General features: G+C 66.0%; 13 protein-coding genes. 8 read left to right on the forward strand and 5 right to left on the reverse strand.

The features are described from left to right. Nucleotide 1: 1 nt before the first annotated feature. Nucleotides 2-1,282, forward strand: a complete 1,281-nt coding sequence (locus tag NDN16_RS01695) for a TRAP transporter large permease (RefSeq protein WP_251111879.1) — start codon at nucleotides 2-4, stop codon at nucleotides 1,280-1,282. Between the two features lie 51 nt (nucleotides 1,283-1,333). Here NDN16_RS01695 and uxaC read toward each other — a convergent pair whose 3' ends face one another. Both uxaC and NDN16_RS01705 read right to left on the reverse strand, forming a co-directional pair. Continuing rightward, complete coding sequence (uxaC, locus tag NDN16_RS01700; RefSeq protein ID WP_251111880.1) at nucleotides 1,334-2,734, reverse strand: glucuronate isomerase; 1,401 nt, start codon at nucleotides 2,732-2,734, stop codon at nucleotides 1,334-1,336. A 14-nt stretch (nucleotides 2,735-2,748) separates the two neighbouring features. Next, on the reverse strand, nucleotides 2,749-3,777 hold the full coding sequence (locus tag NDN16_RS01705; RefSeq protein ID WP_251111881.1) for a Gfo/Idh/MocA family protein: 1,029 nt from the start codon (nucleotides 3,775-3,777) through the stop codon (nucleotides 2,749-2,751). Nucleotides 3,778-3,965: 188 nt separating this feature from the next. Between NDN16_RS01705 and NDN16_RS01710 the strand changes: the two genes are divergently transcribed. From NDN16_RS01710 to NDN16_RS01740, 7 genes are all read left to right on the forward strand, one after another. Beyond that, nucleotides 3,966-4,940, forward strand: coding sequence for a TRAP transporter substrate-binding protein (locus NDN16_RS01710; RefSeq protein ID WP_251111882.1), 975 nt, complete (start codon nucleotides 3,966-3,968; stop codon nucleotides 4,938-4,940). A gap of 73 nt (nucleotides 4,941-5,013) precedes the next feature. After that, the gene (locus tag NDN16_RS01715; RefSeq protein ID WP_251111883.1) at nucleotides 5,014-5,604 is read left to right on the forward strand and encodes a TRAP transporter small permease; all 591 of its coding nucleotides are present in this window, start codon (nucleotides 5,014-5,016) and stop codon (nucleotides 5,602-5,604) included. Nucleotides 5,605-5,606: 2 nt separating this feature from the next. Further along, entirely contained in the window at nucleotides 5,607-6,887 is a 1,281-nt protein-coding gene (locus tag NDN16_RS01720) for a TRAP transporter large permease (RefSeq protein ID WP_251111884.1), read from the forward strand. A 12-nt stretch (nucleotides 6,888-6,899) separates the two neighbouring features. Next, entirely contained in the window at nucleotides 6,900-7,703 is an 804-nt protein-coding gene (locus tag NDN16_RS01725; RefSeq protein ID WP_251111885.1) for a FadR/GntR family transcriptional regulator, read from the forward strand. Nucleotides 7,704-7,723: 20 nt separating this feature from the next. After that, on the forward strand, nucleotides 7,724-8,557 hold the full coding sequence (gene kduI / locus NDN16_RS01730) for a 5-dehydro-4-deoxy-D-glucuronate isomerase (RefSeq protein ID WP_251111886.1): 834 nt from the start codon (nucleotides 7,724-7,726) through the stop codon (nucleotides 8,555-8,557). Further along, nucleotides 8,554-9,315 (forward strand): 2-dehydro-3-deoxy-D-gluconate 5-dehydrogenase KduD, encoded by a 762-nt coding sequence (kduD, locus tag NDN16_RS01735; protein ID WP_251111887.1) that lies wholly within the window; start codon nucleotides 8,554-8,556, stop codon nucleotides 9,313-9,315. Before kduI ends, kduD begins: the two co-directional genes overlap by 4 nt. 4 nt (nucleotides 9,316-9,319) lie before the next feature. Next, on the forward strand, nucleotides 9,320-9,655 hold the full coding sequence (locus NDN16_RS01740) for a cupin domain-containing protein (RefSeq protein WP_251111888.1): 336 nt from the start codon (nucleotides 9,320-9,322) through the stop codon (nucleotides 9,653-9,655). A gap of 19 nt (nucleotides 9,656-9,674) precedes the next feature. On the opposite strand, the gene NDN16_RS01745 is transcribed toward NDN16_RS01740, so the two are convergent. Genes NDN16_RS01745 through NDN16_RS01755 form a run of 3 tightly spaced genes read right to left on the reverse strand, consistent with a single transcriptional unit; the run spans nucleotide 9,675 to nucleotide 12,945 of the window. Next, complete coding sequence (locus tag NDN16_RS01745; RefSeq protein ID WP_251111889.1) at nucleotides 9,675-10,496, reverse strand: ChaN family lipoprotein; 822 nt, start codon at nucleotides 10,494-10,496, stop codon at nucleotides 9,675-9,677. After that, complete coding sequence (locus NDN16_RS01750; protein ID WP_251111890.1) at nucleotides 10,493-11,251, reverse strand: ChuX/HutX family heme-like substrate-binding protein; 759 nt, start codon at nucleotides 11,249-11,251, stop codon at nucleotides 10,493-10,495. Before NDN16_RS01750 ends, NDN16_RS01745 begins: the two co-directional genes overlap by 4 nt. Next, a complete protein-coding gene (locus NDN16_RS01755) occupies nucleotides 11,248-12,945 on the reverse strand; it encodes an ABC transporter ATP-binding protein/permease (protein ID WP_251111891.1) in 1,698 nt (565 codons plus the stop codon). The genes NDN16_RS01750 and NDN16_RS01755 overlap by 4 nt, the downstream gene beginning before the upstream one ends. Nucleotide 12,946 lies beyond the last annotated feature (1 nt).

Here is a 12,946-nt window from a genome sequence, read left to right on the forward strand (position 1 = left end):
CATGGAACTTGCGCTGCTTCTCGCCACCTTCGTGGTGACGCTCGCCCTCGGCGTGCCCGTCGCAATCTGCCTGGCCCTGTCGTCGCTGGCCTACATGCTGGTTGCCGGCCTGCCCATCGTCATCCTGCCGCAACGCATGTATGCGGGCATGGACGTCTTCGTGCTGCTCTGCATTCCCGGCTTCATCCTGGCGGGCAATCTGATGAACTACGGCGGCGTGACGGAGCGCATCATCCGCCTCGCCAACGCACTCGTGGGGTGGATGCGCGGCGGCCTCGCCATGGCCAACGTGGCGGATTCCATGATGTTCGGCGGCGTGTCCGGTACGGCCGTCGCCGATGTCGCGGCGACCGGTTCGGTCATGATTCCCGGAATGAAGAAGTCGGGCTACCCGGCAGACTTCTCCGCCGCCATCACCGCGGCCTCCTCGACCGTGGGCCCGATGCTGCCGCCCAGCGTCCCGATGATCATCGTCGGCGCCTTGTCCGGAATCTCGGTGGGCCAGCTCTTCCTGGCAGGCGCCGTGCCGGGCATCCTGATGGGCCTCGGCATGGGCATCACCTGCTATGTCATCTCGGTGCGCCGCAACTATCCGCGCATGCCGTGGCGCGGATGGAACGAGCTTGCGTCCGCCGCCCTGTCGGCGTCCTGGGCGCTCGCCATGATCGCGCTGATCATCGGCGGCCTCATCACAGGCATGGCGACGCCCACGGAAACGGCCGTGGTCGCCTGCATCTATGCCTTCCTCGTCGGCACGCTCGTCTACCGCGAACTGCCCCTGTCGAAGGTGCCGCGCATCATCATCGACAGCGCGGTCTCGTCGGCGGGCATCCTCGCGCTCGTCGGCTTCGCCAACGTCTTCGGCTCGATCCTCGCATCCGAGCGCATTCCGCAGGCGCTGGCGCAAAGCGTCCTGTCGATCACGGACAACCCGATCCTCGTCATCCTCCTGATCAACATTCTGCTGTTGATCGTCGGCATGTTCATGGAAACGATCGCGGCGCTGATCATCCTGTTCGTCCCGTTGCTCACGCTGGCGACGAGCGTCGGCATAGACCCCGTGCATTTCGCCACCTTCGCGGTGCTCAACCTCATGATAGGCCTGACGACGCCGCCGGTGGGCGTATGCCTGTTCGTGGCCTGCAATATCGCCCGCATACCGCTGCTGCCGGTCATCAAGGCGGTGCTTCCGTTCCTGGTGTCCAACATCATCGTGCTGCTGATGGTGTCCTACTACGCACCCTTCGCGACCTGGCTGCCGAACACCGTCATGGGCAACTGAGCCGGCGCCCGCACGGGCGCTCGGTTTGCGGCGTTTCAGGGGGTCGGCGGCCTATAAGCGGTAGGCCGCCCTGGCAAGCGGCCCCGACAGATCGACCGCCACGGCCGCCGCCTCGTCTTCGTCCAGTCGCCCGTCCGCAACCAGGCGCGCCAGGAAGGCGCAGTCCACTCGCCGCGCCATATCGTGCCGCGCGGGAATGGACAGGAAGGCGCGCGTATCGTCGTTGAAGCCGACCGTATTGTAGAAGCCCGCCGTCTCTGTGGTCATCTCGCGAAACCGGCGCATCCCCTCCGGACTGTCGTGGAACCACCATGCCGGGCCGAGCCGCAGGGCAGGATAATGCCCCGCAAGCGGCGCCAATTCGCGCGCATAGGCCGTTTCGTCCAGCGTAAACAGGATGATCGTCAGCGCGGGCTCGTTGCCGAGCGCCGAAAGAAGCGGCCGCAAGGCATGAACATAGTCGGTGCGGGTGGGAATATCGGCGCCCTTGTCGAACCCGAAGGCGTCGAAGACGGGCTGGTTGTGATTGCGCAGCGAGCCGGGATGGATCTGCATCACCAGCCCGTCATCGAGGCTCATGCGCGCCATCTCCGTCAGCATCTGGGCCCGGAACAGAGCGCGTTCCGCGGCGTCGGCAGTGCCGGACAGTATCCGTGCGAACAGGGCTTCCGCCTCCCCGCGCGCAAGGTCTGCCGTGTCGGCGGTCGGATGTCCATGATCGGTGGCCGTTGCCCCGTGCTGCATGAAATAGGCGCGCCGCACCCGATGCGCATCCAGGTAGCCGGCAAAGGTTCCTGCGGCGCCCGATGCCTCCATGAAGCGGTGCAGCGCCGGGCCGAAGCCCGGCCGGTCCGGGTCCACAACCGCGTCCGGCCGATAGGTCGGGACGACGCGCCCGCTCCACCCTGACTGCCGGATCGCATCATGGTGGCGCAACGGATCGTCCGCCGGATCCGTCGTCGCGATCACCTCGATCCCGAACCGCTCGAACAAGGCGCGCGGCCGCATGGCGTCCGTGGCAAGTGCGTCGGAAACCCTGTCGAACAGCCGATCGGCATTGGCGGTCGACAGGCGTTCCGTAATGCCGAAGACGGTTTCCAGGGAATGCTCGAACCACAGCCGCGAGGGCGTGCCGCGGAACAGATGATAATGCGCCGCGAACAGCCGCCAGATGGCGCGCGGATCGGTCTCGACCGGCCCTCCGTCGACGCGTGGAACGCCGAGGGCTTCCAGGGCGATGCCCTGGGAATACAGCATGCGGAAGATATAATGATCGGGGATCACGAACAGGGCCGCCGGATCGGGAAAGGGAGCATTCTCGGCAAACCATGCGGGCTCGGTATGGCCGTGCGGCGATACGATGGGCCGATGCTCGACCGCGGCGAACAGGCGCCGTGCGATGGCGCGCGCCTCCGGCTCGATCGGCAGCAGCCGATCCGGGTGAAGTCCCATTTTGTCTTTCCTCCCTATGCTTTTTCTACCGGCGCGCCGCCCTGCGCCGACGACGCCAGCAGCATGTCGATCAAACGGTGGACCAGGAGCGCATCCCGGCCGCTGACGCGCGGCGGTCGCCCCGTCTCCACCGCCGTCAGGAAATCATCCAGGACGGCACGGTGGTTTGCATGCGAGAAGGCCATCGGGTCCGCTCCGGCCCCGCCATCGGCGCCTTCATCGACAAGGTCCATCGTCGGACCGTCCATGACGGCGATCCGCGCGCTGTCGGCGCCCAGCCGGATGGAGCCTCTCGTTGCCAGGATCTCGATCTCGTCGCCGAAGCCGGGATAGGCGGCGGTCGTGGCGGATATCGATCCGAGGGCCCCGTTGTCGAACCGCAGCGCGGCATGGACCAGATCCTCCGTCTCCATCCGGTGCGACCGGCTGGTGGTCGCGAAGGCGACGACGCGGGCAGGCATGCCGGCCAGCGCGATCAACTGGTCGAGCGTATGGATGGCCTGCGTCAGAAGCACGCCGCCGCCATCGCGGGCCAGCGTGCCGCGCCCCGGCTCGTCGTAATAGGCCTGCGGCCGCCAGTTGGCGACGCGAGCGGACGCACTCACGATTTCGCCGAGCGCCCCGCTGGCCGAAAGGCGCTGGGCCTCGATCAGCGATGCGCGGTGCCGGCGCTGCAGCACGACGGCCAGCGTCACCGAAGCGGCCTCTGCCACGGCCACCAGCTCCTCGGCACGAGGCAGGCTCGTCTCCAGTGGTTTTTCCAGAAGGATGTGCTTGCCGGCCCCTGCCGCGCGGCGGACGAGGTCGAGGTGGGTGGATGGTGGGGTCAGCAGCAGAACGGCGTCGATATCCGGCGCGTGAAGAACGTCGTCGAGATGGTGCGCCACGGGGAAGCCGTACCGGGCTGCAAAGGCTGCCCGACGCCCGGCCGACGGCGAGTATACCCCGCGTATCGAGACACGATCGGCCAGATCCGACAGGCTGGCTGCATGAGGGGCCGATGCCATGCCGAGGCCGACGACCCCCAATCGCAACCTCGACATCGCACCCTCTCCCTGTACCCGGTTTGATCGGTACACACTCAGCATATGAATTTACAACTTGTATGTTGACATGCGTAAACTCATTCAACAACATCCCAAAATCAAACAAGAAGCCGCCAGTTCCGCCAAGGACAGAATGCGGCGTCCATCAAAGTCATATGATCTCTTTTGAGATGGGAGGAAACGGCATGTCTTATTCGGGCGTCGCGGCGCGACTTGCGCTCGCATCCTGGCTGATGATCGGCGCGGCGAGCGCACAGACGGTCCTGAAATCGTCGGATACCCACCCGGACGGCTATCCGACGGTCGAGGGTGTCAAATATTTCGGCGAGCTGCTCAATGAGCGCACCGGCGGGCGCTATGCCGTCGAGGTCTACCACTCCGCCCAGCTCGGCGAAGAGAAGGATACGATCGAGCAGGTCCGTTCGGGCGTCATCGAGTTGAACCGCGTGTCGATGGCGCCGTTCAATGGCACCGTGCGCGAGACCATCGTGCCGGCCCTGCCCTATATATTCCGGTCGGAAGACCACATGCACAAGGTGATGGACGGTCCCGTAGGCGACCAGATCAAGGCGGCTTTCGAGCCGGCCGGGCTGGTCGTCCTGGCCTTCTATGATGCGGGCGCGCGCTCGTTCTACAATTCCAGGAAGCCGATCACCACCGTCGCCGACCTCGCCGGCATGAAGTTCCGCGTCATCCAGTCCGACATCTTCGTCGACATGGCCTCGGCGCTCGGCGCGAATGCGACGCCGATGCCCTACGGCGAGGTCTACTCGTCCATCGAAACCGGCGTGATCGACGGCGCGGAAAACAACTTCCCGAGCTTCGACACGGCGCGGCATGTCGAAGTCGCCAAATATTTCTCGATGGACGAGCACACCATCCTTCCGGAGGTCTTCGTGATGAACAAGGCGTCCTTCGATGCCCTGGCACCGGAGGATCAGGAGATATTCCGCCAGGCCGCCGCCGACAGCGTGGCGCGCCAGCGCGAATTGTGGGCCGCCAAGAACGCAGAATCGCGCGCCGCAGTGGAAGCGGCCGGCGCCGAGATCAACGAGGTCGACAAACAGCCCTTCATCGACGCGATGAAGCCCGTCTACGACAAGCATGTCACCGACCCGGTGCTGAAGAAGATGGTGGAAGACGTCCAGGCGACGCAGTGACGCGAAGCGATCCGCATGGGCGGCGGCTCCGGCGGCCGCCCTTTCACGGCCAGACAACCGAACGGACGTCATCATGCGCAGCCTGCCCCAACCTCAAGTGCCGGTCCTGACGCGGCTCAACACCCTTGCTCTCTATATCGCCGGCATCGGCCTGGTGGCCATGACGTCCATCGTCGGTTGGCAGGTCTTCTGCCGCTACGTCCTCAACGACTCTCCCAGTTGGACCGAACCGGGCGCCGTGATGCTGATGAGCTGGTTCATCATGCTCGGCGCGGCCGTCGGCGTGCGCGAAAACAACCATCTCGGCTTCGACGTCCTGCTCTACGTCGTGCCGCCCGCCGGCAAGGCGTGGCTGCGGATGATTTCCGATATCGCCATTCTGCTCTTCGGCGCCGGCATGGTCTGGTACGGCGGCAAGCTCGTCGGCCTGACCTGGGCGACGACGCTTCCCTCGCTCGGTATTTCCGGAGGCTGGGACTACATCCCGCTGGTCGGCGGCGGCGCCCTCGTCGTGCTGTTCGCGCTGGAGCGCATCGTGCTGCGCCTGCGTGGCGCACCTGTCGACGAAGTCCTGGACAAGACCGCTCCGGCCGAGATCGCGGTCGAACTCGAAAACATCGAGGACGTGCGACGCGACGCGGCCGCAATCGACAGGACGCGCTGACCATGGAGCTCTGGATTCTCTTCGGCGTCTTCGTCGTGCTGATGCTCATCGGTACGCCTATCGCCTTCTGCCTCGGCGTGGCCAGCCTTGCCACGGTCGCCTATCTCGGCCTGCCGCCGCTGGTGGTGTTCCAGCGGTTGAATTCCGGCATGAGCGTCTTTTCCATGCTGGCCATCCCCTTCTTCATCTATGCCGGTGACCTGATGGTGCGCGGTGGCATCGCCGGCCGGATCGTCGCCTTCGCTGCCGCGCTCGTCGGCCATCTGCGCGGCGGCCTCGGCCAGGTGAACATCCTGACATCGACGCTGTTCGGAGGCATTTCCGGTTCCGCCGTGGCGGAAGCCGCGGCGGTGGGCGGCATCATGATCCCGCAGATGAAGGCGCGTGGCTACGGTGCGGACTACGCGGTCAACATAACCTCGATGGCGGCGCTGATCGCCCTTCTGCTGCCGCCCTCGCACAACATGATCATCTACTCCATCTCGGCCGGCGGCCGCATATCCATCGCGGACCTCTTCACGGCCGGCATCGTCCCCGGCCTGCTGCTGGCCGCATCGCTGATGGTCACGGCGTATATCGTCGCCCGTCACAGAGGCTACCCGACCGACAGGTTCCAGGGCTTCGTCGCAGCCGCACACCTGCTGGCCCTCGCCATGCCCGGCCTGCTCCTGATCGGCATCATCTTCGGCGGCGTGCGGCTCGGCATCTTCACCGCCACGGAAAGCTCGTGCATCGCCGTCATCTATGCGCTGCTCGTAACCGTCTTCGTCTATCGCCAGCTCACCTGGGCCGATTTCGTCCATGCCACCATGGGCGCCGTCCGCACCACGGCCATGGTGCTGCTGATCATCGGATGCGCCGCGGCCTTTTCGTGGCTGATGGCATTCCTGCGCGTTCCGGCAGAACTGGTGGCGTGGATGCAGTCGCTGTCGGACAACCCCATCGTCATCCTGCTTCTGCTCAACGTCCTGATGCTGCTTCTGGGCACCTTCATGGACATGGGCCCGACGATCATCATCACAACGCCCATATTCCTGCCGATCGCCGTTGCCTATGGCGTCGACCCGGTGCATTTCGGGGTCATCATGATCCTCAACTACGGCATCGGCCTCAATACGCCGCCCGTGGGCGGGGTCCAGTTCGTCGCCTGTGCGGTGGGGAAGATATCGGTTTGGGAAGCCATGCGCTCGATCTGGCCCTTCTACGGGGCCGGCATCGTCGTGCTCTTGCTCGTCACCTATATCCCGGCACTTTCCCTGTGGCTTCCGGCGGCATTTCGGTAGAAGGGATGCGGCATGGCCGGCGGGATCGCGGAAACAGGCCCGGAGCGCGCAGCGCGACCATCGGACACCGGGCGCAAGCCACGGCTGTCGGAAACCGTGGCGCGCACATTGCGCGGCCAGATCATGGCGGGCGAGTTCGAGGCGGGCGCGCGGCTGCCCAGCGAAAGCCGCCTGACGGAACTGTTCGGCGTCAGCCGCACCGTGATCCGCGAAGCGGTAGCGGCGCTTGCGGCGGACGGCCTGCTGGAGCCACGCCACGGTGCCGGCGTGTTCGTCCTGGCCCATCGCAGCCGGATCATCGGCCCCATCTCGTCGGACGTCGGAAACCGGATCAGCCAGGCGATCAACGTGCTGGAAGTCCGCATGGGCATCGAGATCGAAAGCGCCGGCCTGGCGGCAGAGCGGCGCAACACCTCTCAGGAAGCGCGCATCCACGAAGCCTTCTTCGATTTCGAGGATGCGCTGCGACAGGGGGCGGACACGGGCAAGGCGGACTTCGCCTTCCATCGCGAGATCGCCTCCGCCACCAACAACCCCTTCTATGTCGAGGTGCTGGACGCCCTCGGCGACAGGACGATCCCCTGCGATCGCAGCTCGCCCTTCTACTCGCCGGAACTGCTGTCCGCCGATTACCTTGCCGGCCTCCAGCGAGAGCATCTGGCGATCCTGCAGGCGATCTCGGCGAAGGATCCGGGCGCAGCCAGGCGCGCCATGCGCGCTCATCTCGGCGCCGCCCAGAACCGCTACCGGCAACGCCTTGCCGGTCAGCAGGCCGATTACCTCACCACGCTGCCGGACAAGCCCGGCGGCACCTGAAACCCAACCTCGGAAGCGCCATGACACTCGACTTCACCAGCCGCAACGCCATCGACCCGGCGGCGGCCGCCGCGATGGACACCGACCGCCTGCGGGAGAATTTCCATCTCGGCAGCCTTTTCAAGGCCGGGACGGTCTCCCTCGTCTACACGCATTACGATCGCATGGTCGTGGGCGGCGTGGTGCCGGTCGGCGCGGTGCTCGAGCTACCCCCTGTCAAACCGATGGGCACGGCAAGCTTCCTCGAGCGGCGCGAACTGGTGGTCGTCAATATCGGCGGCACCGGCGCCGTCGACGTGTCGGGCGTGTCCTATCCGTTGGGCACGCGGGACATGCTCTATGTCGGCCTCGGTGAAACGGTGACGTTCTCATCCGACGATCCCGGCAGGCCGGCGAAGTTCTATATTCTGTCCGCCCCCGCCCATCGCAAGTGCCCCACCGTGCGCATCGGCATCGACCAGGCGAAACGGCTCGACCTCGGCAGCGCCGAAACCTCCAACGAGCGCTCGATCTTCCAGTTCACCACGACCATCGAGACGTGCCAGCTGGTGGCCGGCATGACGCAATTGGCGAAGGGCTCGGTCTGGAACACCATGCCGGCGCATGTCCACGATCGGCGGATGGAGGCCTATCTGTATTTCGACCTGCCGGAAGACGCGCGCATCTTCCACTTCATGGGCGAGCCGTCGCAGACGCGGCATCTGGTGATGGCCAAAGAAGAGGCCGTCATCTCGCCGCCATGGTCGATCCATTCGGGGTGCGGAACGGCCAGCTACGCCTTCATCTGGGCGATGGCCGGCGACAATATCGACTATACCGATGTCGACAAGGTGAACCTCGGAGACATGCGTTGAGCGCGCCGGGGGCCTTCAGCCTGGCCGGCCGGCGAATTGCCGTCACGGGCGCCAATACCGGCATCGGACAGGGCATCGCGGTTGCCGTCGCACGGGCCGGCGGATCGGTGGTCGGCATCGGACGCTCGTCCATGGACGAGACCGCGCGCCTCGTCGAGGCGGAAGGCGTATCCTTTGCGGCCCGTATGGCCGACCTGTCAGTCCCGTCCGCCGGCGTCGCCTGCATCGAGGCCCTCGTGCGGGACGGGCCTCTGGACGGCCTCGTCAACAATGCCGGCATCATCCGTCGCGCCGACGCGGCAGACCTTTCGGAAGCGGACTGGGACGACGTGGTCGACGTCAACCTGAAATCGGTCTTCCTTCTGTCGCAGGCCTACGGGCGCGTGCTGCTGTCACGCGGGACGCAGGGCCGCATCGTCAACATCGCCTCGCTCCTCTCGTTCCAGGGCGGTATCCGGGTTGCCTCCTACACCGCCTCGAAGCATGGCGTCCTCGGGCTGACGCGCCTGCTCGCCAACGAGTGGGCATCGCGCGGCATCAACGTGAACGCCGTCGCCCCCGGCTATATCGAGACGAACAACACCGAGGCGCTCCGACACGACCCAGCCCGCAGCAAGGCCATACTGGAGCGGATACCGGCCGGCCGCTGGGGCCGGCCCGGCGATATCGGCGATGCCGTCGTGTTCCTGCTGGCGCCCGCCTCGTCCTACATTCACGGGGCCGTCCTGCCGGTAGACGGCGGCTGGCTTGCGAGGTGACGCCATGAACCGAAACGCATTCGTATCACTTGCCGATGGCGGAGCATGGCAGGCGACGCCGGACGGCAACCGCCGCCGGATCCGCTGCCATACGCCCGAGCTGATGATGGTGGAGTTCGCCTTCGAGAAGGGCGGCGAGGGCTGGGTGCACGCGCATCCTCACGTCCAGTCCAGCTTCGTCGCGGAGGGCGTCTTCGACGTGACCATCGACGGGCGTACCGAAAGGCTGCAGGCCGGCGACGGCTTCATCGTGCCCTCCGGTGTGCCGCATGGCGTGAAGGCCCTGGAGAAAGGCCGCCTCATCGACAATTTCACGCCGATGCGGGAAGATTTTCTCTGAGGCGTTTCCGGCCGCGGATTCAGTCGTCCAGCCGAAAGACGAGGTCGGCGATTGCATCCGGCGTTCCGGGCGTGAACGAAGCCTCCCGCGTGGGCAGCAGGACAGAACTTTCGACGCCGAGATCGTCGAGTTGGAAGGGCGTTCCGTAGCCATGTTCCAGATGGCCTCGCCCGATGGTACCGATGACACGATGGCCGGGCAGTTCTTTCAGCGTATCGGCGATGGCGCAGGCGAAGGCGCGGTCCCACGTCTGCTGCGCACGCACGAAACGGTCGAACTCCGGAGCGTCCGGGGAAGCGAACCGCCCGGGCAGCGGAGCGCGGCGGGTGATGGCATGGAGATATCTGCGATAACTGTCGCTGGCCGGCCGGGCCGGGGTGATCCCTTCCCGCTCGGTCTCTTCGATCGCATCCCAGCCAAGCCGGCCAACCTTGCTGACAAGCGGCCGCTCGCAGTTCAACGCGCGCATCGGCACACGCATCTCCCGGCAGAAGTGGAACAGCGGCCAGTAGAGTTCGGCCGGGAAACCCCAGACCCGGCTCCAGCCGACCTGATCCAGAAACGCTTCGGCCGAGAGCCCGCCGTCCACCCATAGGTCGAGCACCGGTTGCACCCGGCGCGGAAACATCTCGAACCCCATCGCGACAGGGTCGCCCAGTGCCATGAGCCCGGCAGAAACATGAAGCTGCCAGCGGTGGCCGGCTGCATCGTCATGCGTTTCGCCCAGAAGCATGACCGGCTTGCGCGCCGCAGCGCGAAGGGCGGCCGCATGTGGCACGACGCGTATCGACACGGCGTCCACCCAGCTTGCGGCCGGATGCGGAAGTGCGCCTGCGTTCAACTGGCGTGCTTCCGTTCGGCCAGCATGGCCAGTGTCGCATCCGCTCCACGAATGTAGAGACCGATCGGCAGATCTTCGGCATCCAGCGCGACGAGACGCGCCGTATCCGCTTGCCAACGCCACCGCGCGACGGAACCGCCGCGCAGATGAAGGTGGAACGAGTCGGTCATGACGTTGGCGAAGCCCATCCCGCTGCTGACCTTTTCGATCGGTCCGCGCCAGCTCTGCGTGAACCCCGCGCGCTCCAGCAGCAGTTCCACCGTGTCGCCCGACCGGCGCAAGGCATCCAGCAGCAGGAAGCCGGGATCGTCGTCGGCAAGGTCGCGTCTGTCGGGGCGCGGAACGGCGGCGGCGGCGCCCGCCTCCTCTGCCGGAATACCGCCGAAAGCCTGGTCGAACTCTTGCCGGCCGTCCAGAACCACGATGCTCAGGATCGGCTCTCCCCGCTCGTCTCCGAACTCCAGACGCGGCATGGCCTTGTCCCCCATCGCGGCCGTGAAATCGGCCGTGATGGATGCCACCTCGACAAGATCGAGCTCTCCCGCGTGGGCGTCTCCCTCGAGGCGGGCGCGACCATCGGCGATGACGACCGCTTCGACGCGGCCGATCCGCTCGTGCGTCACGCCCTTGTGCTTGCCGATCGCCATGATGCGGCCGAGCCCGGTCAGCAGTGGCAGGACGTCATCCGGCGCGGCGTTCAGGCGACGGCGATCGGTTGGGCGGGAGGTTTCCATGAAGCTTCTTTCGTGGGTCATGCCGAGAGGGACATCGCCGGGGCGGCGCGCTGATCGAGGTCGATGTGGCGCAGCGGCGCAAAGCCGGGCGGCTCGCGGTGGGCGATCATGATGAATGTCGTGTCGGGCAGCTCCTGGCGCAGGCGCTGCAGCAGCTTGCGCTCCCCTGCGGCATCCAGGGCGCTGGTTGCTTCGTCCAGTATGGCGAAGCGCGGCCGGTGAAGCAGCAGGCGGGCCATGGCGAGGCGTTGCGTTTCCCCGCCGGACAGCGCGTCCACCTGCCTGGCCTCGGCCCCGGCCAGCTCGTCCATGCCGACAAGGCCGAGCGCCCGGACGATCGCCCCCTGTCCGAAACGGCCCGGCGGGCTTGGATAGGCCGCCGCCTCGATCAGCGAACCCGAGGGCAGGTAGGACCGCTGCGGCAGCACCATGACGGAATCGGCGGGCAGCGCGACCCGGCCGTCTCCATAGGGCCAGAAGCCGGAGATGGCCTTGAGCAGCGTGGTCTTGCCTAGGCCTGAGCGGCCGCGAATCCACGCATGTTCCCCGTGACGGAAAGACAGCGCCGGCACGCTCAGCAGCAACGCGCCGGTCGGGCTGCGCACCTCCAGTTCGGTGAGTTCCAGCCGGTCTGCCGCGTCGGCCATTTGGATGGGGCGCGGCCTGTCGTGATGGTCGCCTGCGGCCTGCAGGAAGGTGTCGAGGCGCGTTGCCGTGGCGGCGAGTTCCGCCAGGTCACGGTAGGAGAAGATGAACCAGGACAGGGTGGTGACGACATTGGAGAAGGCCATGCCGATCTGCATCAACCCGCCGAAATCGACATGGCCCGCCAGATAGCCCGGCATCGCCACGAAAAGCGGTATGCGCAGCACGCTGTGCTGGAACGGATAGGTGAAGGATTGCAGGATCATTTCCCGGTTGACGAGATGTCTCCAGTTCCGGGCGACGTCTTCGAAACGCGCGTCGAAGCGCCGGCGCTCGGCGGACTCGCCGTTGGACAGGGCAACCGAGTCGAAATGGCCGCGCCACCGCGCCAGGGCAAAGCGGAAACTTGCCTCGCGGTGCTGCTGTTCTGCGAGCACCGGCTTCAGCCGCCGCCCCAGCATATGGGTCGCCACGCTGCTGATCGCGGCATAGAGGAAGGCCGCCCAGACCATGTAGTGCGGTATTTCCACGGCCAGCCCGAGAGGCGCCAGCGACAGCGCGAAATCGGAAAGCGCCCAGAGCACCGCCACATACGAGAACAGGCCGACGACAGCCTGGATGACGTCGAGCAGTTCGCCCAGCAGACCCGCGACGAAAAGCCGGCAATCGTCGGCGATGCGCTGGTCCGGATTGTCGATCGCAGAGCCTTGCCTGTGCGCCAGATGCCAGTATGCCTTTTCCTGCGTCCACGCATCGAGCGCATGGGCGGTGAGGACCCTACGCCAGCGAAACTCCAGATGTTTTCGCATGTACTCCGAAATGACGTGACGGGCGGAATTGAGCCCGACGATCGCCGCGAAGATACCGATCTGCCGCAGGATTTCCGGTCCGTCGACCGACTGGACGGCCGAGTAGAACTCGCCCGTCCACTGGACAAGCCGGACGGTGGCGTAGACTGCGCCGAGTTTCAGGCCCACAACGGCGACGAAGATGGCTAACCCGATCCGTCCGGTCGGCGTCGAAACGCAGATGCGGATGAGCCGCGCGAACTGCCGGATCAGGTCCGCCATC

Source organism: Aureimonas altamirensis, from assembly GCF_023702225.1.
Classification (GTDB): domain Bacteria; phylum Pseudomonadota; class Alphaproteobacteria; order Rhizobiales; family Rhizobiaceae; genus Aureimonas; species Aureimonas altamirensis_B.

Bases quoted from the DNA above. Each gene is read 5' to 3' on its own strand.
- NDN16_RS01695 (WP_251111879.1), top strand. From the start codon at position 2: ATGGAACTTGCGCTGCTTCTCGCCACCTTCGTGGTGACGCTCGCCCTC.
- uxaC (WP_251111880.1), bottom strand. From the start codon at position 2,734: ATGGGACTTCACCCGGATCGGCTGCTGCCGATCGAGCCGGAGGCGCGC.
- NDN16_RS01705 (WP_251111881.1), bottom strand. From the start codon at position 3,777: ATGTCGAGGTTGCGATTGGGGGTCGTCGGCCTCGGCATGGCATCGGCC.
- NDN16_RS01710 (WP_251111882.1), top strand. From the start codon at position 3,966: ATGTCTTATTCGGGCGTCGCGGCGCGACTTGCGCTCGCATCCTGGCTG.
- NDN16_RS01715 (WP_251111883.1), top strand. From the start codon at position 5,014: ATGCGCAGCCTGCCCCAACCTCAAGTGCCGGTCCTGACGCGGCTCAAC.
- NDN16_RS01720 (WP_251111884.1), top strand. From the start codon at position 5,607: ATGGAGCTCTGGATTCTCTTCGGCGTCTTCGTCGTGCTGATGCTCATC.
- NDN16_RS01725 (WP_251111885.1), top strand. From the start codon at position 6,900: ATGGCCGGCGGGATCGCGGAAACAGGCCCGGAGCGCGCAGCGCGACCA.
- kduI (WP_251111886.1), top strand. From the start codon at position 7,724: ATGACACTCGACTTCACCAGCCGCAACGCCATCGACCCGGCGGCGGCC.
- NDN16_RS01740 (WP_251111888.1), top strand. From the start codon at position 9,320: ATGAACCGAAACGCATTCGTATCACTTGCCGATGGCGGAGCATGGCAG.
- NDN16_RS01750 (WP_251111890.1), bottom strand. From the start codon at position 11,251: ATGACCCACGAAAGAAGCTTCATGGAAACCTCCCGCCCAACCGATCGC.
- NDN16_RS01755 (WP_251111891.1), bottom strand. From the start codon at position 12,945: ATGGCGGACCTGATCCGGCAGTTCGCGCGGCTCATCCGCATCTGCGTT.